Origin of the sequence: Tepidanaerobacter acetatoxydans Re1, assembly GCF_000328765.2 — a bacterium.
Taxonomy (GTDB): Bacteria; Bacillota; Thermosediminibacteria; order Thermosediminibacterales; family Tepidanaerobacteraceae; genus Tepidanaerobacter; species Tepidanaerobacter acetatoxydans.
Map to the genome: position 1 here is coordinate 84,408 of NC_019954.2, position 25,098 is coordinate 109,505.

Sequence of the window (25,098 nt, forward strand, 5' to 3'; positions counted from 1 at the left end):
GATGACAAAAAGCCTTATATTAGTAGGTGTTGGTGGTCAAGGTACTATCTTAACTTCAAAAATCCTTGCCGAAGGTCTGCTGCAGCTGGGATTTGACGTGAAAATGTCGGAGATTCACGGCATGGCCCAGAGAGGCGGCAGCGTCAATACCCAGATAAGATTTGGAGAAAAGGTCTACTCGCCAATTATAAGCTCAGGAGAGGCTGATGTGTTATTGTCTTTTGAAAAAATTGAGGCAATAAGATATTTGAATTACCTAAAATCTGATGGAACCCTCATAGTAAACGACTATGAAATCTATTCACTGCCGGTTTTGACCGGAAATGAAAAATATCCAAAACAAGCATTAAAGATGCTCAAATCAACCGTTCCCAACACTGTAGTCATAAAAGCATCTGAAATTGCGAATAATATTGGCAACATAAAGGTTCAGAATATGGTACTGCTTGGAGCAGCGGTAAAAAGATTGGGGCTTTTAGATTTAGACTGGATAAGCATAATAAAAGATTACCTGCCCGAAAGATTTCACGAATTAAATATCAGGGCATTTAATGCAGGAATAAAAGAGGCTTAATGAGGTAGGTGAAAAAATGTTTGTAGATGTACATGCACATTTAGATGATGAGGCCTTTGACGGTGACAGACAGGAAGTTCTTGCAAAGATAAAAGAAGCCGGCATAATAGTTGTAAATGCCGGCTCGGATATAGCTTCCAGCCGATTTTCCGTGAAACTTGCACAAGAATATGACTTTATATATGCATGTGTAGGGGTTCACCCTCATGAAGCTCAAAAAGTCGAACAAAACTATATAAACGAACTTGAAGAGCTTGCAGGCAATCCAAAGGTAATCGGCATAGGTGAAATTGGCCTTGACTATTATTACGATATTTCCGAGCGCAATATACAGCAAAGAGTTTTTGAGGAGCAGATAGAGCTTGCAAAAAGCTTAAATCTTCCCATAGTAGTCCACAACCGGGAGGCACATAAAGATACCGCCGAAATACTTAAAAAAACTCTACCTGCCAAAGGCTTGATGCACTGCTATTCAGGCAGTCTTGAAATGGCACAGGAATTTATCCAACTGGGATTTTATTTTTCTTTCGGGGGAGTTATCACATTTAAAAACGCCAAAAAGCCCAAGGAAGTAGCTTCAAAGCTCCCGCTGGACAGGATTCTCCTTGAAACCGATTGTCCATATCTTTCGCCTGAACCCTACAGAGGCAAGCGCAATGATCCCACACGTATTCCAATCATTGCCGGGCAAATGGCAAACCTTCGCGAAATATCTGTTGAAGAAGTAAGAGCGGCTACTTACTCTAACTTTAACAGATTATTTAATCTGCCTCATTAAAAAACATAAAATGCTTTATATAGCCAATATAACCACTATTTGTTGTCATTTCACGATGATTATGTTAAAATAGGCTTGTTATCAATTTATAATATTTTAATGTTTAATTTTATTGGACGGTGCAAAAGGAATGATATCTTATAAATTGGGGGATTCGCTGTATTTAAACATTACTAACAGGTGTACAAATAATTGCGAATTTTGTATACGACAATATGGAGCTGATGTGGGAGGATGCAATCTGATATTGGATAAAGAACCCACGACCAAGGAAATCATCGATGCAATAGGTGACCCTACTGAGTATAAAGAGGTGGTTTTTTGCGGATATGGTGAGCCTCTCTTGCGGATACAAGTAGTGGTCGATGTGGCCAAGCACCTGAAAAAAAACTATCCAAATGTGCCTATAAGAATCAATACTAACGGTCAGGCCAACCTGATTTATGGAGAAGATGTGACGCCGCATTTTGAAGGCTTGGTAGATGTTATTTCCGTAAGTCTGAATGCGGAAAATGCAGAAAAGTACAATGAAATATGTCATCCCGAGCATGGGGAGGATGCGTTTTATTCCATATTAGAATTTATCCGTAAATCTAAAAATTATGTTCCTAAAGTAGTGGTATCGGTAGTAGATATACCGGAAATAGACATCGACAAGTGCCGCAAGCTTGCCGAAGAACTTGGTGTTGAATTTAGAGTTAGACGTTATGAAAAAAAGATAGGTTAACCTATCTTTTTTTCATAACAACTGGCAGATATAGCCTTTTGAAGGAGGAGTTAAGCCATTGATACGAAAAGCATAATGAAAAAGTATAATATAAAGGCCGATAAGCGTCTGGGACAGCACTTTTTAATAGATAGTCGGCCGCTTTTATCCATGATCGAAGCGGCACAGCTTTCGCCGGAAGATGAGGTGCTGGAGATAGGTCCGGGGCTGGGAGTGCTTACTCTAGAGCTTGGCACAAGGGCCAAGCGTGTGGTAGCTGTTGAAAAAGACAGACAATTAATACCGGTGCTGGATGATTTGACCAGAGATTTCAAAAATATTTGTATATTAGAAGAAGATGTGCTAAAATTAGATTTGGAGAAAATGAGTGAAAGCCTTTTTGGCGGCAGGTTTAAGGTGATAGCTAATCTTCCGTATTATATTACCAATCCGATTATTATGAAAATCATAGAAAATCGCAACATGGTAACGCTTGCAGTTCTGATGGTTCAAAAGGAAGTAGCTCAGCGCCTGACGGCTTGCCCGGGCAAGAAGGATTACGGTATTCTTTCCATTGCGGTTAAGCTGTATGCTGATGTAAATATGATATGTACAATAGGCAGGGAATCGTTCCTGCCGCCGCCGAAGGTGGAATCGGCCGTGGTGCGATTGACGCTGCGGCAGGAACCGAGGGTTCAGCTTAAAGATGAAAGTTTTTTTTTCAAGGTGGTTGAGGCAGCCTTTGGTGAGCGAAGAAAGACTATAAAAAATTCTCTAAAGAGCAGACTAGCTCTTGCCGGCACAGACCTTGACATTATAGATAAAGCATTAGAAGCAGCGGGTATAGATGCTCTGCGCCGAGGTGAAACTCTCTCGATTGAAGAATATGCAAGGCTTGCTGAAGAACTGCAAAGACATATGAGCTAGTTTATGCAACAAAATTTTTTGATGCTCGTAATATATAAAAGGCAGTAAATATCTACTTTGTATTAAGGATGGGATGATAATCATGAACTTTATTAACCCTACAAAAGGAAAAATGTCTATTCAAGAAATGGTTCAGGATATTGTAGCTTTTATGGAAGAAGAACCTTCTACATCATATAAGCTTATAATCGGTACCGATTCCCAGTCCAGAGAAGAATCATGCTTTGTTACTGCCGTGATAATTCATCGAGTCGGGAAGGGTGCCCGCTACTATTACTACAGAAAGTACATGTCACATGTTAAAAACTTACGCCATAAAATATTTACAGAAACTTCTATGTCGTTGGATGCGGTAACTCAGTTAAAAGAAGAGATGTCAAAGACCCGCTATAAGGATATGGATGTAGAAATCCATGTGGACATAGGTCAAAACGGTGATACAAAAGAGCTTATTCGAGAAGTCGTGGGCTGGGTCATGGGCAGCGGATTCAAGGTCAAAATCAAGCCTGACGCCTGTGGTGCCACTAAAGTAGCTGACAAGTATACCAAATAGAAATCAAGCGGCATTTTCTACGCAAAGAAAATGCCGCTTTCATTATTTTAATTCACAGCCAAGAATTTCTCCAATATATCAAAGCGTCTAAAAGGGTTGTAACCCTGGTATTCTTTGTTTAAATAACAGCGGGTTCTAGGCTTATCGCTAAAATAGTTTATGGCTTCTATAGTATCGCCAATTATTGTATCTGCTATTTTTTTTGCGTGAGAGTAATTTCGTATTTTTGAACCAAGCTGTTTTTGAGGCAGCTTTGTTGGTACGTCAACGGAAAGCTTCTGCCGTACGGCAAAAGCTAAAACGACCGGTGGTACGGCAAAATCCCGAAAATCTATAAGTTCTAAAAGCTTACGTGAAACGGCATGAGGGCCATGTGAAGGTGTGGCTACTCCGATTTTATCGTAAAAACCCAAGTTTAAATTCAACAATGTTCTAAAAAATAGAGTCTGTTCGGCTAACTTGCTGCTGTAATCTAATTCGGGATAGCAGTCAGTCATGGCTAAATCCGTCATATTCGTTGTTACCGCATATATAAGCTCATTTATCTGAATGCGTATATTTCCCACCAAATCACCGTCGACAAAAACCACACAAGTAGCACCGCCCGTATAAGCCTGGTAGGCTCCTATCGCTCTTGGAACATCTATACCCAACTCCGATGCAAAATAAAGAATTTCCACATTTTCCATATTTAATGCCTTTATTTCCTGCATGGTATCATCTTTTGACCCGTTTACCACAACAACGATTTTTTCTACCGATGTTTGCTGCAGCAAAGTGAGAACCTTGCCGATTCTTCCCTGCTCATTTTTTGCAGGAACTACGGCAACATTCATTTTTTTCACCTCATTACATATATGCTCACATCCCCCCTCCTACCATCATATTATGTAATAAGCTTATCAAAGGTGAAATATAGGAAAACGGGGGGAAAAAAGAATGGCAAAAATCAAAATAGGAGATGTGGTAGCACGTGCATCCTATAACAAAGATGTATTTTTTAAAGTAGTGGATATCTTTGAGGAAAAAGGTTATTGCACATTAAGGGGACTTAACGTCAGAGTTCTTGCCGATGCACCTATCGATGATTTAATTTTGCCTACATCCACTGAAATTAGAGAATATAAAAAAGACTATATTAAAAAAAGCAATGAATCCATGGAACGAATTTTTTATCGTAGAGAACTGGAAAAGCAAAAGCGCTTTGTTCGCAGTGAATTAGAAGAGAACAATGGTTTTTTTGATGTTCCGGGGATAGTTCTGCATATAGACGGTGATGAGGAATATTTGGATTTGTGCCTTAATACTTATAGACAATTGGATATAGAAGCCTATGGCATAAGCTTGCTTGAAAGAGAACAACCAAAGAAAATTCACAGTTTGCTAATAAAATATAATCCTGACATTTTAGTTATTACGGGTCATGATGGTTTACTTAAAGAAAAAAAGGATTTTAGCGATGTGAATAATTATAGAAATTCTAAATATTTTATTGAAGCAGTACAAAATGCCAGACGTTTTGAACCATCCCTGGATGACCTAGTGATATTTGCAGGAGCCTGTCAGTCACACTATGAAGGAATTCTTAGAGCGGGAGCTAACTTTGCAAGTTCGCCGCATAGAGTGTTTATACATGCATTGGATCCGGTGTTTATAATTGAAAAAATAGCTTTTACGTCTATCAATAAAATCATTTCCGCACGAGATATAATCGATGCAACGATAACCGGTATTAAAGGCATTGGCGGTGTTGAAACTCGGGGCAAATTAAGGGAAGGTCTTCCGCGATCACCTTATGAGTAATTTGACTATTGGTGGTGAGATACATGACTTTTGACTATGAAGAACTTACCGTAAAACTCTATGATACTAATAAGCAAGAAGCTCGCCTTGTTGATTTAAAGGAATATGTGATTGGAGCCGTATCTGCGAGCATGCCTCCTGAATTTCCAAAAGAAGCCTTGAAGGCCCAAGCCATATGCTGCAGGACACTGGCCGTAAAACGAATGGGAATCTTCGGAGGCAGCGGGTGTAAACGGCAGCCGGGATTTGATGTGTGCAGCGATCCCTCGCACTGCCAGGGCTTTATTGATATAGATGAGCGGCAAAGGACATGGGGCAGCCGCTATGAAGAGTTTACAAAAAAAATTGAGTTGGCAGTAGAAGAAACATCAGAAATCATCATGGTGTACAATAATAATCCTATAGAAGCAGTATACCATGAAGCTTGCGGAGGATGCACCGAGGATTCGGAAAATGTATGGGGAAACAAGGTCAGCTATTTAAGAAGAGTAGAATGTATTTATTGCAAGGATTCACCTTACTGGAATATTACAAAAAACTTTTCAATTCGGGAACTAAAACGCCGATTGGCAATTAATTTTGACGAAAATCTTTCAGAAAAAAATGAAATTATAGGGCTGCTGGATAACATAGAATCCACAGCTTCGGGCCGCATTAAAAAAATCCGAATAGGCGATATGGTTTTCAATGGTGAGGATGTAAGAAATCTGCTTGGCCTTTCTTCAACAAAATTTACATGGAAAGTATCCGGGCTTTCTTTTGACGTGATGGGAATGGGAAATGGTTTGGGGCTTTGCCAGTATGGTGCACGAGGTATGGCCTTATTAGGATTTCCCGTAGATGAGATTTTGAAGTTTTATTTTACAGGTGTTGACCTTAAGCAAGTAGAAAAACCCACATATTTAAAACCTCTCATAGGCAAAACAATAGTAATTGATCCGGGGCAAGGCGGCAGCAGCGGTAAATCAGGGCCCATGGGTTTATCGGAAGGATATGTAAATCTTGAAATAGCAAAAGTTGCTGCAGAGGGTTTTGAGCAGTGCGGGGCAAAAGTAATTTTAACTCGCAATAAAAACGAGTTTGTAAGCCTTTCCGAGAGAGTGCAGATTGCAAATAATAGCAAGCCTGATATTGCTATAAGTATTCAACAGAATTTTTTCTTTGATGATGAGACAGGTGGGACTGAAACCTTTTACTATCCCGGCGATGCAGAAGGGAAAAAGATATCTGAATACATTCATAGGGAGCTTACAGCAGCATTGATGCTCAAAGATATGGGCACTAAACCCGCAGATTTGTACGTACTGAGGGAAACGAACAGCCCGTCGGTAATGCTAAATATAGCTTGCTTAAGTAATCCGAAAGAAGAACGACTGCTTTCCGAACCGCAATTTCGTCAAAAAGCTGCTAAAGCAATAATAGATGGAATTAAAAATTATTACCATGATTAAATAAATTAAATTAATATTTTACGAACAAAGCGATTTTTTTTGCCATCTTGGTATTGACAAAACTCGCTATGATTGATAAAATATCCTGTTATTTGACATTTTGACAATTAGGTGTTATAATAAATATTGTATTTTGTATTTTTTGTGAGGTGAGGTTATGGCTTCGGCTGATGCACTTAGAAAAATCCGTAAAGACGTTGAATCACATGTAGGTAAAAGAGTGAAACTCCGGGCCAACCGTGGCCGTAAAAAGACTTTTGAAAAAGAGGGTATCCTTGAACAGGTTTATCCCAGTATTTTTATAGTGAAAGTTACCGAGTCACCGGAATTTGTAAGGAGAATTTCCTACAGTTACTCTGACATACTAACTGATACAGTAGAACTTACGGTCTTGAATAATGACGAACCGAAACTAAAATGTAATTCACTTTAATCCCGAATGTTTGGGATTGTTTTTTTTTAGGTTAAATAACACAATTCTCCCCTTTTACCAATATATATAACTATATAGGCGGTGAAAGGGGGATTTTTTATGCAACAGCTTCAGCGTATTTTAAGGCAACACGAAAAAAAGATATTAAGCTTAGAAAATGTGGTAGGTTTGGGGTTGGGGTATAAGACGATTCGCGGCAGAACTAGCAACAAACCGGCTATTATTGTCCTTGTAAAAGAAAAAATTCCTTGCGAAAAGCTTTCTAAAAATAACATAATACCCAAAACTTTAGGGGACACCCCAACTGATGTGATTGAGGTGGGTGAGATTAGGCTTCTTGCGGCCAGGGTAGAAAAAGCAAGACCCGCTAAGCCAGGGATGAGCATAGGCCATTATAAAATTACTGCAGGAACTTTTGGAGCACTGGTAGAAGACCAAAAAACCGGTAAACCTCTCATACTTTCAAATAATCATGTGCTTGCAAATGCTACCGACGGAACTGACGGCAAATCAGCAATTGGAGATGCTGTGCTGCAGCCGGGAGCTTATGACGGCGGAACTTCCTCCGATGTAATAGCATATTTGGAAAGATTCGTACCGATTTTAAAAAGTACCGGAGCCAGCCACTGTGCCATAGCCAACGGCTTTGAAAAATTAATAAACAGTATTCTAAAAATTGTAAAGCCTGACTACCAAATTAATTTTATTAAAAGGACATCTTCTAAAAATATGGTAGATGCAGCTGTAGCCAGTCCTATTAAAGCAGAGTATGTGGCTTCGGAGATAGTCGGCCTTGGCGAAATAGCCGGAATAGAAGAACCGAAAATCGGAGCGGCAGTTCAGAAGAGCGGTCGCACTACAGGGGTTACTACCGGTCAAATAAAGGCTATAAATGTGGTGATAAAGGTTATTCTAAGTCCTAAAGAAGAAGCAGTCTTTTATGAGCAAATTCTCGCAAGTTCCATGGCAAAACCTGGAGACAGCGGTTCAATAGTAGTTAACGATGAAATGAAAGCAATAGGTCTTTTGTTTGCCGGTTCCAACCAGGCTACCTTAATAAATCCAATAACAAATGTTTTAAAACTGCTTCAAATAAAATTGTAAGGTATATAAGCATATGATGCTATCCAAAAGATGTGTAAAATGGCAAAAAGATGAGATAAACATGGATAAATTAACCACCATGGCATTTAATTGAATAATTTTAACGAAATCTAAATTATACACTATTTGTTACACCTGAAAAGATGACTGCTGCTATAATTAAGGTATTCGCTGTTTGTCGAATACAGCGGATAAAATATATAATAGTAATACCCATAGGATGGAATTTTTGAATAAATTCTTAAATCCTGTGCAATAACTTCAGAGGAGGCAATATATGATGCAATATGTTTACAAAAAAGCAGCAGTCATTCTTCTGCTTGCACTTGTGCTGGTTATGCCGGGGGTTGCCAGTGCTGCTACGTTGTATAATGTTAAAGTTACAATCAATGGTCAGACTCAAAGCTTTAAGGTTCCAATCGATTTAAACTCTATCACTTCAGATTCGGTAAAGACTTTCAAATTTATTTATACATATAAGGACGGAAAGTGGGTACTGACTTCACAAGAAAACATGCTCCCTGATACGGTAAAACCGACAGAAACCTTACCGGCAGAACCTAGTGAACCGCCGAAGCAAACTACAAACGAATCAAAGATAGAAGGACTTACTGCTGATGAAAGCAAGATGCTGGAACTGGTAAATGCAGAAAGGGAAAAAGCAGGTCTTGCACCTCTTAAAAATGATATGAGGCTTGTAGAAATTTCTCGCAAAAAAAGTAAAGATATGATAGAAAAAAATTATTTTGCACATACATCTCCTACATATGGCACTCCTTTTGATACCTTAAAGAATAATGGCATTAGCTACAGATATGCAGGTGAGAACCTGGCAGGTGCACCGACAGTACTGCAGGCTCATACAAGTTTGATGAACAGTTCAGGCCACCGCGCAAACATATTAAATCCTAACTTTACTCACATCGGTATTGGAATAGTCGATGGAGGAGCATATGGCAAGATGTATACGCAGACCTTTATCGGAATTAAATAAATACCTGCTGATTATATTTGCCGGTTAAATTGAAAATATACAAAAAGGAGCTGCTGCACCGCAAATTGATTTATTTTGCTGTGCAGCGGCTTCTTTTTTATTTACTGATGTGATTTACTCACATGTATTGTGGATTTTATGTGGATAACTTGTTGATAATGTGGATAAATCAAGATACTTCAAGACTTTACGCTGATTAAAAATATTTATAATCGTATTTTTTTTACTCACCTTTTCAATATCAGTTCATATTATATTATTGAACACGTATCACTTGATTTTTATGTTTTAAAAAGTCGATTGGAAAGGAAGAGAAGCAGATGGATATCCTTATATTTATTATTTTTATCGGCATCGTTTTGGTAGTATTTTATTTGTTTTCAAGAAAGCTTTTCATAGATTATTTTAATAAACCAGGGGATTCAGAGGAAAGCAAAAAGTTTAAGCTGCTGCAAAAAAAAGAAGCCGATGAAAAAGTAAACCTAAAGGAAGAAAATAAACCTGATGATGTTATGTAAAAGCAAAAAATAATGCCAGTCTTTGCTAAAAAGAGTATTTTTTTAATCTGTAACATATTTGGCAAGCTCAACATATATTATATGAGTAAGGGTGTGCATTATTAGAGAAAGGAGGATTTAAATGGGTGTAGTATTGACTAAGGAACGGGTCAGGGTTGACCAGGTAGTAGGCGAAGACAGGACTCAAACTATTGTAGAAGGTACGATAATATTGCCAGATGGAAAACCGGACATAGAACGAGTAATATCGGTGGATGCTACCCTGGATACCGAAAAATTAGATACAGAGATTCTTGATTCCAAGATAGGTAAAGTTATAGTTGAAGGAAATATCGATGTAAATGCCATGTATGTAGCTGATGTGCCTGAGGGCCGGCCTCAGCAACCGGTTCATTTTGTAGAAGGGCAAGTTGATTTCAGCTTTTTTGTAAAGATTCCCGGAGTCAGAAAAAATATGGATGTACGCGTCAGAGCAAAAATTGAACATATCCAGCACAGCTTCGATCCAAATCGGCCCAGAGAAATCAAAGTAAGGATTATTGTTATGTTCTTGGTAAAAGTGACCAGACGGGTAGAAATTGAAATAGTTACCGATGCTTATGGGCCGGAAGATTTACAGGTACTTAAAAAGACCTTGCGTATTGAGGATGTCATAGGAGAAGCACGAGCTCAGAATATTGTCAAAAGTGATGTGGGAGTACCGGAAGAAAAGCCTGATATTGAGCAGGTACTCCAGATTGAGGCCAAAGCCCGAGAAACATCTACTAAAATTATTAAAAACAAGATTATTATTGAAGGTGTTTTGGAAGTCGGAATTTTATATGTTGCAATAGCCTCACAGGGGCAACCTCTGCAGCCGGTGCATTTTATGGAGGTTGAGATACCGTTTACTCAATTTGTAGAAATACCAGGTGCACAAGAAGGCATGGCAAAGTTTGTAAGAGTAGAAGTGGAACATATCAAAGGGCGCAGAAAAGATGAAAGAAGTATAACAATAGAAGCAATTTTAAAAATAAGGGCAAAAGTTTTCGAAACCAGGATTATGCAGATTGTTGTTGATGTTTTCAGCCCATCTGAGAAACTTGAGGTAGAAAAAACCCGTTTAAAACTGGATCAAGTTATTGGAGAAGATGAAAACGAGATTGTCATAAAAGATGTGCTCAGTGTGCCTGAAGAAAAACCTGATATTGAGCAGATTTACAGAACAAATTGTAAGGCCAAGGTTACCGAGGCCCGGATATTGGATGGCAAAGTGGTTGTAGAGGGAGTAATTACACTGGAAACCCTTTACGTAGCAAATGTTCCAGAGGGTGCACCACAGCAGCCGCTGCATTTTATGGAACACGAGGTTGATTTTACTACTTTTGTTGAGATTCCCGGTGCCGAAGAAGATATGATGCTTGACTTTGACGTATTGGTAGAGCACTGCTCATCATCCACAATACCCAATGAACCTCGGAGGTTTGAAGTCAGGGCGGTTCTAGGCCTTTTTGCAAAGGTAACCGAGATGATTCAAATCGATATAGTTGTAAATGTAATAGAACCAGAGGAAGAGGAGAAGGAAGAAAAAGAAGAAAAAGAAGAGAAAGAAAAAGAAAAAGAAAAAGAAAAGCCTTCCATGACCATATACATTGTTCAGAAAGGAGATACACTCTGGCTCATAGCCAAGAGATACAATGTTACCATAGAGTCCATAGTTTCCGCAAACAACATTGCAAATCCCGATGCGATCATGCCCGGCCAACAGTTGATCATACCGAGAGTATAAAAATGTTTGAAAAATATAATTTCCGGGAGCATATTAAAACTATTTTTAAGTAGTTTTCCATGCTCCCTTATTATGTACATTTATAGAAAAACTGAAAAATATTTTTTAATCACAACAACACTTTAGTTTTTTAAACTAGCAGGATTTTAAGGTTTTTTGTGAAATATATAAATATGGATGTTATTATTACTTTGCGTTGAGAGGGGAAAAGTTGTTGAAGAAATTGGATATAGATGCAAGGGGCAAGATAAACTTGACCCTTGATGTGCTTTTTAAAAGACTTGACGGCTACCATGAAGTTGAAATGATTATGCAGACAATTGCATTAAAGGATATAATCTCGATAGAATTACTTTCACGTCGTGATATAGTTTTAAACACAAATTGCAAAAAACTGCCTCAAGATGAAAGCAATCTGGCTTACCAAGCTGCCGAGCTCATGATGAAAGAATATGAGCTTGATGCTGGGGTGTCAATCGATATACACAAAAACATCCCATTGGCGGCAGGACTGGCAGGAGGCAGTTCAGATGCGGCAGCGGTTATTATAGGTATAAATGAGCTTTTTGAGTTAAAAATACCTAAGGACGAGTTAATGACTTTGGGAGAAAGAATCGGTGCAGATGTACCTTTTTGTATTTTGGGCAAAACCGCTTTTGCACGCGGCATAGGTGAACAACTGACTCCTTTAAAATCCCTATCGGGCCTTAGCATACTTCTTGTAAAACCACCATATTGCATTTCTACAAAAGAGGTATACAATAGACTGGATGTAAAAAACATAAAAATCCGACCAGATACAAAAGCTATGATAGATTATATAGAGCATCAGGATATCGATAAAATAGCTTCAGGCCTTTGCAATGTCTTGGAAGAAGTTACGATAAGACTTTATCCTGAGCTTGGCGATATAAAAAAACGCATGTTAGAAAAAGGAGCATTGGGCAGTGTTATGTCGGGCAGCGGACCCAGTGTTTTCGGCATTTTTGAAAATATTCGGGATGCCAAAAGAGCGGCTGATGATTTTGCAGGTACAGATAACTGGATTTTTGTGACCAAAACGGAATGAGGAGGGTGTATTTTGAGCAATAGATTTTCTACGATAAAATTGGACAACTATAAACCCCTTAGGGATTTGGTTTTCGCAGCAATGAGAGAGGCAATTTTAAGCGGTAAGTTAAAACCGGGTGAAAGGCTAATGGAGGTTCAACTGGCCGAAGAAATGGGAGTTTCCAGAACGCCTGTGCGTGAAGCCATACGAAAGTTAGAACTTGAAGGCTTGGTAGTTATGGTTCCACGCAAAGGTGCCTACGTGGCAGGCCTTACCTTAAAAGATGTTGCTGAGGTCTTTGAAATCCGCAGTAGCCTGGAAGGCTTAGCTGCGGCTTTGGCAGCCGACCGCATTACAGATGAAGAGGTTGAAGCCCTTGATAATATATTAAAAGAAATCTCTGAAGCTGTAGGGAAGGGCGATATAGATAAAGTAATTAAAAAAGATGGTGAATTTCACCAAATCCTATTCAGTGCTTCCAGAAATAATAGGCTTGCCCAGATGATAAATAACTTAAAAGAACAGATAGACAGATTTCGTGTTCAATCTTTCAGCAATCCTGTTCGGTTAAAGAGCGTTTTATCAGAGCATAAAGAAATCTTGGATGCTATAAAACAAGGGAATATTGAAAATGCCGAAAAGCTTGCCAAAGAGCATATTTATAAAGTAGAATACAATGTGATGAATATACTTAGAAAGCAAATGGATTTTGAGGAGGAACCATTATGAAGGCCCTTATTTTGGCCGGTTCACAAGAAGATTGCTATTTAAGCAAATCCTGTTGCAATAAAGCACTTATCAAGATTTGCGGCAAAGAAATGATAAAGTACATAATCGATGCCATGAAAGCGTTGGAGTTTATTGATACTGTTGCAGTTGTGGGACCTAAGGAAGAGCTTTTGCCCATTGAGAATCATGTGGATATAATTGTTGACGGCGGGCCTTCAATGATTGACAATATCTTAAAGGGTGTCGAGATTTTTCCCGACGAGGACTTGATTTTAATCTCAACCTCAGATATTCCCATGATAACTCCTGAGGCTATCAGAGATTTTGTAGAAAAATCGCTAGAATCAGATGCGGAATTTTATTATCCGATAGTTCGAAAAGAGGCAAACGAAAAAAAATACCCGAAAGTTAAGCGTACATATGTGAAGATAAAAGACGGCACATTTACCGGTGGCAACTTGGTGCTGGTAAAAGTAAGTACAGTAAAAAAATGTATAAAACAAGCCGAAAACTTTATGATCTATAGAAAAAAGCCGTGGAAGCTTGCACAGATACTGGGAATAGGTACTGTATTCAGGTTTTTAATGGGTACACTTACCATCGAACAGTTGGAAAAGCGTGTTTCAGATTTGTTTGGCATAAAGGCACAAGCAGTGATTAGTGATTATCCCGAGATTGGAACTGATGTAGATAAGGAAAGTGATCTTGAACTTGCCGAAAGAGTACTAAGCTAGGGGGATTTTACATGAGGCGCAGTGATAGGATTGCTCTGATTTCAAAAACGCTGTCTGAAAACCCAAACAAGGTTATTTCTCTCAACTACTTTGCAAAAAGGCTTGGAGCAGCTAAGTCCTCTATAAGTGAGGACTTGGATATTATTAAAAACGCTTTTATAAATGCGGGGGAAGGAGAAATTGTTACTATTCCCGGAGCATCAGGAGGGGTCCGCTATCGCACTCAAAGGTCCAAGCAGGACATACAGAAATTTTTACAAGATTTTTGTAAAATCTTGCAGGAAGAAAAGCGAATAATTCCCGGGGGTTATCTTTATATGACCGATGCCGTATTTTCGCCGGTATATTCGCGCATCATTGGAGAAATTTTTGCTCAACTGTTTATTGACTGCAATCCAACCCATGTCCTGACGGTAGAAACCAAGGGCATACCAATAGCCCTTATGACGGCAAGAGCTTTAAATGTCCCGATGGTATCAGCTCGAAGAGACAGTCGCGTAACAGAAGGGCCATCGGTCAGTATCAGTTATGTATCCGGATCCGGTCAAAAAATTCATAATATGTCCCTTGCTAAACGAGCACTGCCGGAAAATGCAAAGGTTTTAATTGTCGATGATTTTATGAAAGGCGGCGGTACAGCTCGCGGGATGATGGAGCTTGCGGCGGAATTCAAAGCTGAAGTAATAGGTACCGCAATGGTAGTTACTACAGCCGTGCCGAAAGAGAAGCTTGTAAGGGATTTTACATCACTTTTGATTCTAGAAAGAATAGATACAAACGAGGGAAAGATTTATATTAATATAAATGATAAATTATTATAAGATATATTTTACAATATAGCCAATAATTACATCTTTTGCGGCGGGCTAAGGTATTTAGAGGAGTTAATATAATTTTATTTTAATCTTATGAAGATATTGGGAGGATTTTTGACTTTTTTATAGAAATTTTAACACAAAAGTATTAAAATACTTAGTGTATAATTTATGTATTGCCAGAGGCGAGGCTTAGTTACACTAAAATTTTCCCGGGAGGTAGCGCCGATGAATATTACCGATGTCCGCATACGTAAAGTTGCAGAAGGGGGAAAGATGAAGGCGGTTGTGTCCATTACTTTCAATGACGAGTTCGTGGTGCATGATATTCGTATCATAGAAGGTCAGAACGGTCTGTTTATTGCTATGCCCAGCAGGCGAACTCCAGATGGAAAATTCAAAGATGTTGCACATCCAATTAGTGCCGAAGCAAGGGCAAAGATACAGGAAACTATTTTAAACCATTATCATAGTGAAATAGAATAGATTTGGGACATCTTAGGATGTCCCTAGTTTTTCGAAATACTCAAAAATAAAAAGCAAACGTTATTTACATTGGAAATAAGCTGTAAAAAGGTTATTATATATATAAATGCATAATCGATTTATAAAATTGGATTTTAAGAAAGCTTAGGAGGGTTATGATGGAGGATTTTACGGCTGTAATTCTCGCTGCAGGTGAGGGAACCCGCATGAAATCCGATTTGCCTAAAGTGCTGCACAAAGTCTGCGGGCTGCCTATATTGACACATGTGATAAATGCAGCCAGACATGCGGGAGCAAACAAAATAATCGTAGTAGTCGGCAAGGATGCCGAGAAGATAAAGGAAACCTACGCAAATAAGGATGTTGAGTTTATAGTTCAAAAAGAACAAAAAGGCACCGGCCATGCATTAATGCAAGCACAAAGTGCTGTTAAAGGCAGCACACATTTTGTTGTTTTATACGGGGATATGCCGATGATTACAGCAGAAAATATAGAAAAAATGGCATGCTTTCATCGAGAACAAAACGCTAATGCCACGGTGATGACAGCGAAAGTTGCCGATCCCACAGGCTATGGCAGGATAATAAGGGAAGGCGGCAGAGTCCTTGATATTCGAGAGCATAAAGATGCCAATAGACAGGAAATGGCAATCAATGAGATAAATGCTGGTTTTTACTGTTTTGATACATCATCGGTATTTTCCGCTCTTTCAAAGGTGGGAAATAATAATCGCCAAGGTGAATATTACCTTACTGATGTTGTAAAAATTTTAAATCAAGAAGGCAAAAAAGTAGTTGCTTTTGAGCTTGAAAATCCTGAGGAGCTCCATGGAATTAATAACCGCCGCCAATTAGCCGAAGTACAGAGTATCATGCAGAAAAAAATCATTGATGGCTGGATGGATGAAGGCGTAACTTTTATCAACCCAGGTACATGCATGGTGGATTGCGAAGTCAAAATCGGGAGAGACACTACCATTTATCCGGGAGTTATATTAGAAGGCAAAACCAGGATAGGAGAAGGCTGTACTATCATAGGCCCCAGCCGAATAAAAGATACTGTTGTCGGGGATTGCTGCGAGATAAGCATGAGCCAAATCGATGAATGTATTCTAGAAGAAGGTGTCAAGATTGGTCCTTATTCCAATCTTCGTCCGGGATGCAAACTTTCATCGAAGGTAAAAGTGGGGGATTTTGTAGAGCTTAAGAATTCAAAAGTCGGTGAAGGCACTAAAATACCGCATCTTTCCTATGTAGGGGATGCAGTTTTAGGAAAACATATAAATATCGGTGCAGGTGTGATTTTTGTAAATTACGATGGATACAAAAAACATCAGACCGTGGTGCAGGACAATGCCTTTATCGGATGCAATTCAAACCTGGTAGCACCGGTTACCGTAAAAGCCGGTTCTTATGTAGCGGCAGGGTCCACCATTACCAAAGAAGTGCCGGAGGACTCCCTAGCCATAGCTCGTGCAAGACAGGAAAATAAAATAGGATGGGCTGCAACACGAAATAACAATTTAAAAGGAGGAGTAGAAGTCGATGGAAAGTAGGCTAGAGGTTTTTACGGGCAATGCCAACCCAAACCTTGCCAGAGAAATCGCAAAACACTTAGGCATATCTTTGGGTGACTCTTGGGTCGGTACCTTTAGTGATGGGGAAATACAAGTAAGAATAAAAGAAACGGTAAGAGGGGCAGATGTGTTTGTGGTACAGCCCTTTTCTTACCCGGTGAATGACAGTATCATGGAAATGCTTATAATGATTGATGCACTGATGAGGGCATCCGCAGGCCGTATAACTGCCGTTATACCATACTATGGCTATGCCAGACAAGATCGCAAAGCCCGTTCACGTGATCCCATTACGGCTAAGATGCTTGCAGATATACTTACTGCTGCCGGAGCAAACCGTGTGCTCACGATGGATTTACATGCCGGACAAATCCAAGGATTTTTCAATTTCCCCGTAGACCACCTAAAAGCTATGCCTATTTTGGCGGATTATTTCAAAAGTAAAGGCCTAACAGATATAGTAGTTGTATCCCCTGATGTTGGTGGTGTAACTCGGGCCAGAGAGTTGGCAGACCGTTTGGTTACTCCCCTTGCAATCATCGATAAGCGCCGCCCTGAGCCGAATGTAGCCGAAGTTATGAACATAATAGGAAAAGTTTCCGGTAAAACTGTAATTATAGTGGATGATATGATAGATACGGCGGGCACCCTTACTTTGGGGGCTCAAGCTCTTATTGAACGGGGAGCCAAAGCCGTCTATGCCTGCTGCACACATCCGGTACTGTCAGGCCCTGCTATAGAAAGATTGAAAGCAGCTCCTATAGAGGAAGTGGTTGTGACGAATACAATACCACTGCGTGAGAGTCAAAAATTAGACAAAATAAAAGTGCTTTCGGTAGCACCTCTTTTCGCCGAAGCAATATTGAGAATTCACGAAAATAAGTCGCTCAGCACCTTATTTGACGACTGAGGATTATAAAGTCAACGGGTATTTACTATGAAGCGTTTTTCTATTAAAAACTTGCCTTAGAAGTAAATGACGAGTATAATATAGAGGATACCGACAAAGGACGAAGGATGACCATGCCTTAATATTTGATGGATACAAAAGAGGATATGGCTAAAATAGAGAGAGTGAGGAGGGATACTATTATGGAACATCCGGTTTTAACTGCGGCAGTTCGCCAAGCTGCAAAGAGTGAAAATAAAAAACTCAAGAGAGAAGGCAAAGTTCCCGCCGTAGTATATGGTAAAGGATACGAAACCACGAGTATTAGCGTTGACGACAAGGAACTGTCCAGAATTTTGAAAAGCAGGGGTGAAAGCTCCCTTATAAATCTTGAACTTAACGGTGAAGCATTTCCGGTGCTGATAAAGGAAGTTCAGAGGAATGTTTTAAAAAATTCTATGGAACATGTAGACTTTTTTAAAGTATCAATGGATGAGGAAGTTGAATACAATCTACCTATCGTCCTTAAAGGTGATGCAAAGGGTGTCAAAGAAGGCGGTGTACTGCAGCATCAGAAACGAGAAGTCGCCGTAAAGTCGCTGCCTAATGATATGTTGGACAACATAGAAATCGACATTTCCGATATGGATATCGGTGATACGCTGACAGTGGCAGATTTAAAAATCGGAGACAAGAATACTGTTCTTGACGACCCGGACGAAGTTATTGTTTCAGTGCTTGCACCAAGACTTGAAGAAGAAGAAATTGAAACTCCGGAAGAAGGCGAGGAACCGGAGCTTGTTGGAGAAGATAAAGAAGAGCAGGAAGAAGAATAAGGGCGAAGCGCCCTTATTTTTTTCCGTTGAGGGGGATTTGACTTGTTTTTGATAGCCGGCTTAGGAAATCCGGGGAAAGAATACGAAAATACCCGACACAATGTAGGCTTCATGACTCTTGATGTCATAGCAGAAAAACTAGACGTAAAAATAAATAAAGTAAAATTTAAAGGGCTGCTGGGTGAAACTGTGTATAACAAAGAGAAGATTTTACTGCTAAAGCCACTTACGTTTATGAATCTGTCAGGTCAGAGCGTTGCCGATGCTTTAAATTTTTATAAAATTTCTTTAGAGCAGCTCATAGTGATTTATGATGATATGGACTTGCCAGTAGGCCGTTTGCGCATAAAGCCTGAGGGCGGCAGCGGCGGTCATCGAGGCATGGATTCAATAATATACCAACTGGCTTCTGACAAAATTTGCCGAATCCGCATAGGAATAGGCAGGCCTGATGAACAAAAAGACCCGGTTGGTCATGTTTTAGGCAGGTTTTACGGTGATGAAATTGAAAAAATCAAAGCTGCCATAGAAGCGGCAGCAAAGGCAGCTCTTTGCATAGTATCTGATGGTGTTGAACAAGCAATGAATATGTACAATGGGTTTGAAGCATAGTATAAATATAAAAAAGAAGTGTATATTTAGTATACCCTTCTTTTTTTTGATTAATAAATAGACAAATGACTGCTGTGATTTTATGAATAATAAAAACAAAATCGAGGAAAATATAAATGCAAAACTAAATTCATAATCAAAATCGGTTGCAAATAAACAGCATAAGACTTCAGCAAAAAATTCAACTGGGAGCGATGTAAGATGAAAGGATTAAAGATTGCAGGACCTAAGCAAGGAGGTAAAAGCACAACCATGTCAATGTTTAAACGCATTTTTTGGGGCTTGGGAGCTGCAACCCTCACCTATGTTGTAGTGCCTAAAATGAGAAAGATGGCAAAACCGGTTGTAAACAAGGGCATGGACAATATCAAGAATATGGCCGAAAAAGGAAAGCAAACTATCGAAAATTACAAATCTCGCTGCGAAAACGAACTAAACGACATGACAATAGATACTTCCCTAGGCCAGGTTAAAATCCACAATGATATAATCTCAAACAAAATAAATACACTTCAAGAAATGGTCAATAAACTTCAAAACGAAATAAATCAATTAAAGAATGGGAATATTTAGCGAATATTTAGGGACGGTTCCAAATTATTCACTTAAACACTTAAATGCCCTCTGTCACGCACTCAGGGCATTTTTTTTTGAATATTTAAGAACGGTTCCGAATTATTCACATGCCGCCAATACCGCTAATTAATACTCATCTCCGCCCAGCCTTTCCCGCCACATCTGTTCAAGTATTTTTAAATCCTCGGCAAAGCTTTTTGTTTCCTGGTCAGGTTCTTTTTCAATCTCATCTAGCACATCAAACTCAAAAGCCTTTGCTCCATACAAATCCCAGTCCTTCTTTAGCTTCAAATGGAAACAGGAATTGGTGGAAACAGAAAAGTCAAATAGGTTTTTAGAACCCTTCATATCGATACCACTGCCTAGCAAATACTTACCGTTTTTGGTATTTGTTATCCTAAATACTCCTCCGGTAATAGGCCTCTCCTTATATTTTGCAATGAGTTCTTTTTTATCCATATGATTTTTTCCTCCTTAATAGCCCATTTCTTAAGGCTTGACGAAAGCCGAAAGGTGACGAAGTCTTTCGCCGATTAGCTCATAATCCTTGCTAAGGCAATTTAAAACAGTTTAATACCCTCGCCAATCAACTCATTTTCCGTGCAAACCAAAATAGTCTTTTTTTAAACCTATTGCATACAGCAATATTTCAGAAATATACACTGCAACTACTATAATCAAAACAAAAACAACATATTGATATTTTTAGGTTAAAATCGACTTTTTACAGCAAAATCAAATAATAGTCATCGTGAAATTACATCGAAGAGGATTTACCGGCTAAATATCCTGAGGACCAAGCCCATTGGAGGTTAAAGCCTCCGCAAGCCCCATCGATATCTAGGATTTCACCGCAGAAATACAGGCCCTTTACTAATGCTGACTCCATTGTCAAAGGGTCAATCTGACTAGTATCAACACCACCTGCAGTTACTTGAGCACTGGGCCAAGATTTAGTTCCGGTTATTTTAAATCTCCAATCTGTTAAGATATTTGCAATCTTTTGCCTGTCTGCAGAGGAAAGTTCTCGGACAGGTTTTCTTATATCTTTTATGCCTGCCTGCTTAAGCAAAACCGGTATAAGCCGCTTATTTACAAAGCCCACCATACTAAAATCCAAACTTTTTTCCTGCATATTTTTAAAGCGCTTTTCCAAGAATCTCTCCAGCTCTTTTTGAGTCATATTATCTATGACAGAGATTTTTAAAACAGCCTCCTTATTTGCCTTCAGCAACTCCACTGCCTTGCGGCTAATCTGCAATATGGGCGGACCGGACACACCATAATTTGCAAAAAGTATATCCCCCTTATCTTTGGCCAAGACTTTTTTACCAGATAAAACCTCGGCAGTGCCTACGAACTTGACACCCTCAATCTGCTTGAAGAAATCCCCCGCAAGTTTTAGCTGAACAAGGGCAGGGGAAATATCCACTATTTTATGGCCCAGATTTTTAGCCAAATCAAAACCGCTGCCATCAGAACCGGAGGATGGCATGGCTTTGCCGCCACAGGCTAAAATCACCCGATTACCCTCGAAGATTCTGCCATCTTCAAGCACCAGCGTAAATTCATTTTTAGTTTTCCTTATTTCTTTCACAAAAGCATTACAGATGATATTTACGCCGATGCGATTTAGCTCGTACAAAAGCACATCTAAAACACTCGAAGCTTGATCAGACATGGGAAACACCTTACCTGCGTCTTCCACTCGCGGAACAATACCTAGTTTTTCGAAAAAACCCATAGTCCTAGATACATCAAAGGCTGACAGGGCACCATATATGAATTCGGGGTTTTGCCCGTGATAATATTTTACATCAGCGTTGATATTAGTAAAATTACACCTTCCATTACCGGTAGCCAGAATTTTCTTGCCCACCCGAGGATTTCGCTCTAGGATGGTCACATCAGCACCGCTATATCGAGCGGAAAGGGCTGCCATCATACCTGAAGCTCCTCCGCCAACTACATATATTTTTAATGGATCTATTTTAGACATATCCATTTCTCCCTATTGATTTATTTTAGAGTTTACTATAAAATACTCATTGACAGCGAAATAGTATAATAGTATAATAAAAATGCAAATAAAAGATTAATACAAGGGTAAAATAGGTATAAGCAGAAAGGATGAAACTATTTTCATCAACTGCAAGTCAAAAGCAAAAGATTAGCTTTCTCGATGCTCTTTATAAAGCTGAATAAACTTCAAGATAAAACTAAACTCTTCGGCACTGCAGTCGGCCAAAAGCTCGAGAGCGGACCGCACCTTGGGATCATTTAGCAATTCCCTAACCTTAGGGTTCATAGGTTTTAGGATTGATGAAAGTTCTTCATCTTCCGAAACGAAAAAGCAGGGTGAAAGTGATAATGCTGCGGCGATTTTCTCCAATGTTTTAATCGAAGGCTCTACTTTACCGCTTTCAATCTGACCGATAAGGCCAGTAGATACCCCGGCTTTTTCTGCAAGCTCTGCCTGAGTGATTTTACGCTCACAACGTATCTTTTTTATCTTATAGCCTACGAAACTTGCAGCGGCCATGAGGTTTTCGGGCTTTACATCCAAAGCCTTGGCGATACTCTTTAGCGTAGATAAAGCGGGCATTGCCCTTCCGCTTTCAATTTGACAAAGATAACTGGGCGAAATACCCACTTTTTCCGCAAGCTCAGAAAGGGATAGATTTTTTTCCTGCCGGATGAGTGCAATCTTTGCGCCAATTCCACCGGCCCCGGCGCTGCTTGAGGAAATAAGACCCTCGCGCGATATGTTTAGGGCTTGTGCAAGTTTGTCGATAGTCTCCAAAGAAGGCTGCTTTTTGCCCAGCTCAATTTCGCTAAGATATGAAACCGAAAGACCCGCTTGCTGTGCCAAATCCTGCAAGGTCATATTCCGCTTTTGGCGAAGGCTGCGAATGAGTTTATGGTCTATCATGAGAGCTACATCCTTCCATACTGGTTTGATAAATTTATAATAAATCTAAAAATATATTTTTCGCAAAATGTAAACTATACTATAATAGTAGTATAGTATAATCACAAAAAACGGTCAAGAAAAACTGAAAACATATTTTATAAGACCAGCTATTAAAAGTCAAGAGATAATTTAATTTATTTTGCCTTTGTGATTATAAAATTTCTGTCAGAACCCGTCAAGGGAAAAAGCATCCCTTGACAGAACCTGCCATAAATACTTATGTAAAATTAGGCAAAACAAATAAACCTAAATATAGAATAAAAAATTTAGGTTGTAAAAGCAGGTTAGTTTTTACCAATCCTATTTAATATCAGGCACATAGGGTTTGTTATCACGAAGGACTGCAAAGATAATATTACACATCTTTCTAGCGACAGCCCCAATGGCAGTTAAATGATGTTTCCCTCTTGCCCTAAGTGATTGATAATAGACTGACAGAGCTGGGTCTTTGAAGGCTGCAACAGTAGCAGCTAACCAAATTGCCCTACGAAGATATGGAGAACCACGTTTAGAAATTTTAGTCTGTGTCCCCACAAAATCACCAGATTGTTTTACGGCTACATCAAGACCTGCATAGGCAACAAGTTGGGGTGCAGCTTCAAAACGGGAAATATCACCAATTTCTCCGATAATAATAGCACCAAGAACATCACCAATACCTGTAATAGTAGTAATAACTGAATTGGTTTGGTGAAGGAGTGTAGAAATTTCAGTTTCAAGTTCTTTTAGCTGTTCTTCGATAAAATTAATTTGGGCAATAATTTGCTTAATTTGAAATGCAAATGCATCTTTTGCAAAGTTAATACCAAAAGTATTAGTAGCAGACTCTTGAATTTCAGAAGCTTTTGAAATACCAAAACGTCCTCTACTAGCTTCGGATAGAAGTTTGGAAAGAGTCCCTGTATCTATGGATAACATATCCTCTGGAGTAGGATATTTAGAGAGCAGCTCCCTAGAAGTTACTCCAAAGGTATCAGAAAAAAGCTTAGAGTATTCAGGGAAAACTTGATCCAAAAGAGCAATACACTTGCGTTTCCAATCAGAGCATTCATCTACTAAAGCGAGACGGTATCTGGATAATTGGCGTAAGGCCATAACATCTTCATCAGCTAAAGAAGTAGTGGAAAATTCACCGAAACGCATAATTTGAGCAATGATAAAGGAATCCTTAGAGTCGTTCTTAGTTTGCCTAATATACATCTTTCTAAATGCATCTGATTGAATAGGGTTAATAACATTTACAGTAAACCCTAGATCAATTAGATATGAATAAAGGCTAACCCAATAATGACCAGTAGCTTCCATACCAATAACAGTGTTGGAAGTATCAGCTTCAAATCTTTCAAGCAAGGCAATTAATTTATTGCAACCTACTTGAGAATTTGAAAAGGATATACTTTTATCAAGAAGCTTACCATTAGAATCAATAATAGAAGCTTCGTGGTTTTGTTTAGCAATATCAATACCAACATAAAACATAAAATCACCAGCTTTTAATATATTTACAGATAAAGTCTAGGACCTCTCTACTTTACATGATGCAACCTCGTTAGATATTCAGTAACTTTTGTACTATCCAGCTCATTCGCATATGGATGTAAAGAAGAGGCGTAACCCTTGAAAAGGAAGACTAGGCTTCAAGGAGGAAAACTACGACCTCTATCTGTACAATTATTATCTCACAAGAATAGTGAGATAGAAAAGAAATATAGTTTTTAAACTATGACTTTATTATACGAGGAGGAAATTCAAATGAAACCATTGACTATTACAGATGATAACTTTGCTCAGGAAGTACTTCAAGCAGAAGGAAAGGTACTTGTGGATTTTTGGGCACCATGGTGCGGACCTTGCCGGATGATGGGACCGGTCATTGATGAAATAGCTGCTGAGTATAGCGACAGCTTGAAAGTAGGCAAACTCAATGTAGACGAAAACCCCAAAACTGCATCCAACTATGGCGTCATGAGTATTCCCACACTCATCCTTTTTGAAAATGGCAAAGTAGCAAAAAAATTGGTTGGCTTTAGACCTAAACAGGAACTAGTAGCTGAAATCGGGCTATAAAATTCAAAATGTGAATAACCTACTCCCTTTATGGCAGACAGCTGAGAACGATAAAACTGTCTGTACATTAAGGGAGTTATTTTTATAGGTTCAAAACATAAAGCATATTTGAAATAAAAATATCCCTTCTCTATATAGAGCCC

At 39.1% G+C, this 25,098-nt stretch carries 28 protein-coding genes; 23 read left to right on the forward strand and 5 right to left on the reverse strand.

The genetic code is table 11. From position 1 onward, the window contains the following. The first annotated feature begins 1 nt into the window (after window position 1). The 5 genes from TEPIRE1_RS00360 to TEPIRE1_RS00380 all read left to right on the forward strand — a co-directional run bounded on the left by TEPIRE1_RS00360 (window position 2) and on the right by TEPIRE1_RS00380 (window position 3,538). A complete protein-coding gene (locus tag TEPIRE1_RS00360) occupies window positions 2–574 on the forward strand; it encodes an indolepyruvate oxidoreductase subunit beta (protein ID WP_013777208.1) in 573 nt (190 codons plus the stop codon). Window positions 575–590: 16 nt separating this feature from the next. Further along, window positions 591–1,352 carry a TatD family hydrolase gene (locus TEPIRE1_RS00365; RefSeq protein WP_013777209.1) on the forward strand — a complete coding sequence of 254 codons (762 nt, stop codon included), beginning with the start codon at window positions 591–593 and terminating at the stop codon, window positions 1,350–1,352. A gap of 130 nt (window positions 1,353–1,482) precedes the next feature. Continuing rightward, window positions 1,483–2,079 carry a TatD family nuclease-associated radical SAM protein gene (locus TEPIRE1_RS00370; protein WP_013777210.1) on the forward strand — a complete coding sequence of 199 codons (597 nt, stop codon included), beginning with the start codon at window positions 1,483–1,485 and terminating at the stop codon, window positions 2,077–2,079. Window positions 2,080–2,154: 75 nt separating this feature from the next. Further along, window positions 2,155–2,985: a 16S rRNA (adenine(1518)-N(6)/adenine(1519)-N(6))-dimethyltransferase RsmA gene (gene rsmA / locus TEPIRE1_RS00375; RefSeq protein WP_013777211.1), complete on the forward strand. Its 831-nt coding sequence runs from the start codon at window positions 2,155–2,157 to the stop codon at window positions 2,983–2,985. 82 nt (window positions 2,986–3,067) lie between these two features. After that, on the forward strand, window positions 3,068–3,538 hold the full coding sequence (locus TEPIRE1_RS00380) for a ribonuclease H-like YkuK family protein (RefSeq protein ID WP_013777212.1): 471 nt from the start codon (window positions 3,068–3,070) through the stop codon (window positions 3,536–3,538). 47 nt (window positions 3,539–3,585) lie between these two features. Here the strand turns inward: TEPIRE1_RS00380 and TEPIRE1_RS00385 are convergent, their stop codons facing one another. Continuing rightward, window positions 3,586–4,374, reverse strand: coding sequence for a glycosyltransferase family 2 protein (locus tag TEPIRE1_RS00385; RefSeq protein WP_013777213.1), 789 nt, complete (start codon window positions 4,372–4,374; stop codon window positions 3,586–3,588). A 103-nt stretch (window positions 4,375–4,477) separates the two neighbouring features. Here TEPIRE1_RS00385 and yabG point away from each other — a divergent pair, with 103 nt between their 5' ends. From yabG to TEPIRE1_RS00470, 17 genes are all read left to right on the forward strand, one after another. Then, the gene (gene yabG, locus TEPIRE1_RS00390) at window positions 4,478–5,341 is read left to right on the forward strand and encodes a sporulation peptidase YabG (RefSeq protein ID WP_013777214.1); all 864 of its coding nucleotides are present in this window, start codon (window positions 4,478–4,480) and stop codon (window positions 5,339–5,341) included. 23 nt (window positions 5,342–5,364) lie between these two features. Next, window positions 5,365–6,792, forward strand: a complete 1,428-nt coding sequence (gene spoIID / locus TEPIRE1_RS00395) for a stage II sporulation protein D (protein WP_013777215.1) — start codon at window positions 5,365–5,367, stop codon at window positions 6,790–6,792. Window positions 6,793–6,949: 157 nt separating this feature from the next. After that, complete coding sequence (locus TEPIRE1_RS00400; RefSeq protein WP_013777216.1) at window positions 6,950–7,225, forward strand: Veg family protein; 276 nt, start codon at window positions 6,950–6,952, stop codon at window positions 7,223–7,225. Between the two features lie 99 nt (window positions 7,226–7,324). Beyond that, window positions 7,325–8,329 (forward strand): chymotrypsin family serine protease, encoded by a 1,005-nt coding sequence (locus TEPIRE1_RS00405; RefSeq protein WP_013777217.1) that lies wholly within the window; start codon window positions 7,325–7,327, stop codon window positions 8,327–8,329. Between the two features lie 277 nt (window positions 8,330–8,606). Then, entirely contained in the window at window positions 8,607–9,323 is a 717-nt protein-coding gene (locus TEPIRE1_RS00410; protein ID WP_023211300.1) for a CAP domain-containing protein, read from the forward strand. Between the two features lie 320 nt (window positions 9,324–9,643). Next, the gene (locus tag TEPIRE1_RS00415; RefSeq protein WP_013777219.1) at window positions 9,644–9,841 is read left to right on the forward strand and encodes a hypothetical protein; all 198 of its coding nucleotides are present in this window, start codon (window positions 9,644–9,646) and stop codon (window positions 9,839–9,841) included. 121 nt (window positions 9,842–9,962) lie between these two features. Further along, window positions 9,963–11,609 (forward strand): DUF3794 and LysM peptidoglycan-binding domain-containing protein, encoded by a 1,647-nt coding sequence (locus tag TEPIRE1_RS00420; RefSeq protein ID WP_013777220.1) that lies wholly within the window; start codon window positions 9,963–9,965, stop codon window positions 11,607–11,609. Window positions 11,610–11,823: 214 nt separating this feature from the next. Then, complete coding sequence (ispE, locus tag TEPIRE1_RS00425) at window positions 11,824–12,678, forward strand: 4-(cytidine 5'-diphospho)-2-C-methyl-D-erythritol kinase (protein ID WP_013777221.1); 855 nt, start codon at window positions 11,824–11,826, stop codon at window positions 12,676–12,678. Window positions 12,679–12,690: 12 nt separating this feature from the next. Then, window positions 12,691–13,389, forward strand: coding sequence for a GntR family transcriptional regulator (locus TEPIRE1_RS00430; protein ID WP_013777222.1), 699 nt, complete (start codon window positions 12,691–12,693; stop codon window positions 13,387–13,389). Beyond that, a complete protein-coding gene (locus tag TEPIRE1_RS00435) occupies window positions 13,386–14,123 on the forward strand; it encodes an NTP transferase domain-containing protein (RefSeq protein ID WP_013777223.1) in 738 nt (245 codons plus the stop codon). Before TEPIRE1_RS00430 ends, TEPIRE1_RS00435 begins: the two co-directional genes overlap by 4 nt. 11 nt (window positions 14,124–14,134) lie before the next feature. Continuing rightward, window positions 14,135–14,944, forward strand: a complete 810-nt coding sequence (purR, locus tag TEPIRE1_RS00440) for a pur operon repressor (RefSeq protein ID WP_013777224.1) — start codon at window positions 14,135–14,137, stop codon at window positions 14,942–14,944. 222 nt (window positions 14,945–15,166) lie between these two features. Next, window positions 15,167–15,424, forward strand: a complete 258-nt coding sequence (spoVG, locus tag TEPIRE1_RS00445; protein ID WP_013777225.1) for a septation regulator SpoVG — start codon at window positions 15,167–15,169, stop codon at window positions 15,422–15,424. Between the two features lie 158 nt (window positions 15,425–15,582). Beyond that, window positions 15,583–16,980: a bifunctional UDP-N-acetylglucosamine diphosphorylase/glucosamine-1-phosphate N-acetyltransferase GlmU gene (gene glmU, locus TEPIRE1_RS00450; RefSeq protein ID WP_013777226.1), complete on the forward strand. Its 1,398-nt coding sequence runs from the start codon at window positions 15,583–15,585 to the stop codon at window positions 16,978–16,980. Continuing rightward, window positions 16,970–17,911 (forward strand): ribose-phosphate diphosphokinase, encoded by a 942-nt coding sequence (locus tag TEPIRE1_RS00455; protein ID WP_013777227.1) that lies wholly within the window; start codon window positions 16,970–16,972, stop codon window positions 17,909–17,911. The genes glmU and TEPIRE1_RS00455 overlap by 11 nt, the downstream gene beginning before the upstream one ends. A 182-nt stretch (window positions 17,912–18,093) precedes the next feature. Continuing rightward, entirely contained in the window at window positions 18,094–18,726 is a 633-nt protein-coding gene (locus TEPIRE1_RS00460) for a 50S ribosomal protein L25/general stress protein Ctc (RefSeq protein ID WP_013777228.1), read from the forward strand. Window positions 18,727–18,768: 42 nt separating this feature from the next. Further along, the gene (gene pth / locus TEPIRE1_RS00465; RefSeq protein WP_013777229.1) at window positions 18,769–19,338 is read left to right on the forward strand and encodes an aminoacyl-tRNA hydrolase; all 570 of its coding nucleotides are present in this window, start codon (window positions 18,769–18,771) and stop codon (window positions 19,336–19,338) included. Window positions 19,339–19,539: 201 nt separating this feature from the next. Further along, on the forward strand, window positions 19,540–19,911 hold the full coding sequence (locus tag TEPIRE1_RS00470) for a hypothetical protein (protein ID WP_013777230.1): 372 nt from the start codon (window positions 19,540–19,542) through the stop codon (window positions 19,909–19,911). Between the two features lie 129 nt (window positions 19,912–20,040). On the opposite strand, the gene TEPIRE1_RS00475 is transcribed toward TEPIRE1_RS00470, so the two are convergent. The 4 genes from TEPIRE1_RS00475 to TEPIRE1_RS00490 all read right to left on the reverse strand — a co-directional run bounded on the left by TEPIRE1_RS00475 (window position 20,041) and on the right by TEPIRE1_RS00490 (window position 24,367). Then, window positions 20,041–20,373, reverse strand: coding sequence for a GIY-YIG nuclease family protein (locus tag TEPIRE1_RS00475; RefSeq protein WP_013777231.1), 333 nt, complete (start codon window positions 20,371–20,373; stop codon window positions 20,041–20,043). Window positions 20,374–20,671: 298 nt separating this feature from the next. Continuing rightward, window positions 20,672–21,913, reverse strand: coding sequence for a BaiN/RdsA family NAD(P)/FAD-dependent oxidoreductase (locus TEPIRE1_RS00480; RefSeq protein WP_013777232.1), 1,242 nt, complete (start codon window positions 21,911–21,913; stop codon window positions 20,672–20,674). A 171-nt stretch (window positions 21,914–22,084) separates the two neighbouring features. After that, window positions 22,085–22,846 (reverse strand): helix-turn-helix domain-containing protein, encoded by a 762-nt coding sequence (locus tag TEPIRE1_RS00485; RefSeq protein WP_013777233.1) that lies wholly within the window; start codon window positions 22,844–22,846, stop codon window positions 22,085–22,087. A 342-nt stretch (window positions 22,847–23,188) separates the two neighbouring features. After that, the gene (locus TEPIRE1_RS00490; RefSeq protein WP_013777234.1) at window positions 23,189–24,367 is read right to left on the reverse strand and encodes an IS110 family RNA-guided transposase; all 1,179 of its coding nucleotides are present in this window, start codon (window positions 24,365–24,367) and stop codon (window positions 23,189–23,191) included. 273 nt (window positions 24,368–24,640) lie between these two features. Between TEPIRE1_RS00490 and trxA the strand changes: the two genes are divergently transcribed. Further along, window positions 24,641–24,955 carry a thioredoxin gene (gene trxA, locus TEPIRE1_RS00495; protein ID WP_013777235.1) on the forward strand — a complete coding sequence of 105 codons (315 nt, stop codon included), beginning with the start codon at window positions 24,641–24,643 and terminating at the stop codon, window positions 24,953–24,955. The last annotated feature ends 143 nt before the right edge of the window (window positions 24,956–25,098 follow it).

Bases quoted from the DNA above. Each gene is read 5' to 3' on its own strand.
- TEPIRE1_RS00360 (WP_013777208.1), top strand. From the start codon at position 2: ATGACAAAAAGCCTTATATTAGTAGGTGTTGGTGGTCAAGGTACTATC.
- TEPIRE1_RS00365 (WP_013777209.1), top strand. From the start codon at position 591: ATGTTTGTAGATGTACATGCACATTTAGATGATGAGGCCTTTGACGGT.
- TEPIRE1_RS00370 (WP_013777210.1), top strand. From the start codon at position 1,483: ATGATATCTTATAAATTGGGGGATTCGCTGTATTTAAACATTACTAAC.
- rsmA (WP_013777211.1), top strand. From the start codon at position 2,155: ATGAAAAAGTATAATATAAAGGCCGATAAGCGTCTGGGACAGCACTTT.
- TEPIRE1_RS00380 (WP_013777212.1), top strand. From the start codon at position 3,068: ATGAACTTTATTAACCCTACAAAAGGAAAAATGTCTATTCAAGAAATG.
- TEPIRE1_RS00385 (WP_013777213.1), bottom strand. From the start codon at position 4,374: ATGAATGTTGCCGTAGTTCCTGCAAAAAATGAGCAGGGAAGAATCGGC.
- yabG (WP_013777214.1), top strand. From the start codon at position 4,478: ATGGCAAAAATCAAAATAGGAGATGTGGTAGCACGTGCATCCTATAAC.
- spoIID (WP_013777215.1), top strand. From the start codon at position 5,365: ATGACTTTTGACTATGAAGAACTTACCGTAAAACTCTATGATACTAAT.
- TEPIRE1_RS00400 (WP_013777216.1), top strand. From the start codon at position 6,950: ATGGCTTCGGCTGATGCACTTAGAAAAATCCGTAAAGACGTTGAATCA.
- TEPIRE1_RS00405 (WP_013777217.1), top strand. From the start codon at position 7,325: ATGCAACAGCTTCAGCGTATTTTAAGGCAACACGAAAAAAAGATATTA.
- TEPIRE1_RS00410 (WP_023211300.1), top strand. From the start codon at position 8,607: ATGATGCAATATGTTTACAAAAAAGCAGCAGTCATTCTTCTGCTTGCA.
- TEPIRE1_RS00415 (WP_013777219.1), top strand. From the start codon at position 9,644: ATGGATATCCTTATATTTATTATTTTTATCGGCATCGTTTTGGTAGTA.
- TEPIRE1_RS00420 (WP_013777220.1), top strand. From the start codon at position 9,963: ATGGGTGTAGTATTGACTAAGGAACGGGTCAGGGTTGACCAGGTAGTA.
- TEPIRE1_RS00435 (WP_013777223.1), top strand. From the start codon at position 13,386: ATGAAGGCCCTTATTTTGGCCGGTTCACAAGAAGATTGCTATTTAAGC.
- purR (WP_013777224.1), top strand. From the start codon at position 14,135: ATGAGGCGCAGTGATAGGATTGCTCTGATTTCAAAAACGCTGTCTGAA.
- spoVG (WP_013777225.1), top strand. From the start codon at position 15,167: ATGAATATTACCGATGTCCGCATACGTAAAGTTGCAGAAGGGGGAAAG.
- glmU (WP_013777226.1), top strand. From the start codon at position 15,583: ATGGAGGATTTTACGGCTGTAATTCTCGCTGCAGGTGAGGGAACCCGC.
- TEPIRE1_RS00455 (WP_013777227.1), top strand. From the start codon at position 16,970: ATGGAAAGTAGGCTAGAGGTTTTTACGGGCAATGCCAACCCAAACCTT.
- TEPIRE1_RS00460 (WP_013777228.1), top strand. From the start codon at position 18,094: ATGGAACATCCGGTTTTAACTGCGGCAGTTCGCCAAGCTGCAAAGAGT.
- TEPIRE1_RS00470 (WP_013777230.1), top strand. From the start codon at position 19,540: ATGAAAGGATTAAAGATTGCAGGACCTAAGCAAGGAGGTAAAAGCACA.
- TEPIRE1_RS00475 (WP_013777231.1), bottom strand. From the start codon at position 20,373: ATGGATAAAAAAGAACTCATTGCAAAATATAAGGAGAGGCCTATTACC.
- TEPIRE1_RS00480 (WP_013777232.1), bottom strand. From the start codon at position 21,913: ATGTCTAAAATAGATCCATTAAAAATATATGTAGTTGGCGGAGGAGCT.
- TEPIRE1_RS00485 (WP_013777233.1), bottom strand. From the start codon at position 22,846: ATGATAGACCATAAACTCATTCGCAGCCTTCGCCAAAAGCGGAATATG.
- TEPIRE1_RS00490 (WP_013777234.1), bottom strand. From the start codon at position 24,367: ATGTTTTATGTTGGTATTGATATTGCTAAACAAAACCACGAAGCTTCT.
- trxA (WP_013777235.1), top strand. From the start codon at position 24,641: ATGAAACCATTGACTATTACAGATGATAACTTTGCTCAGGAAGTACTT.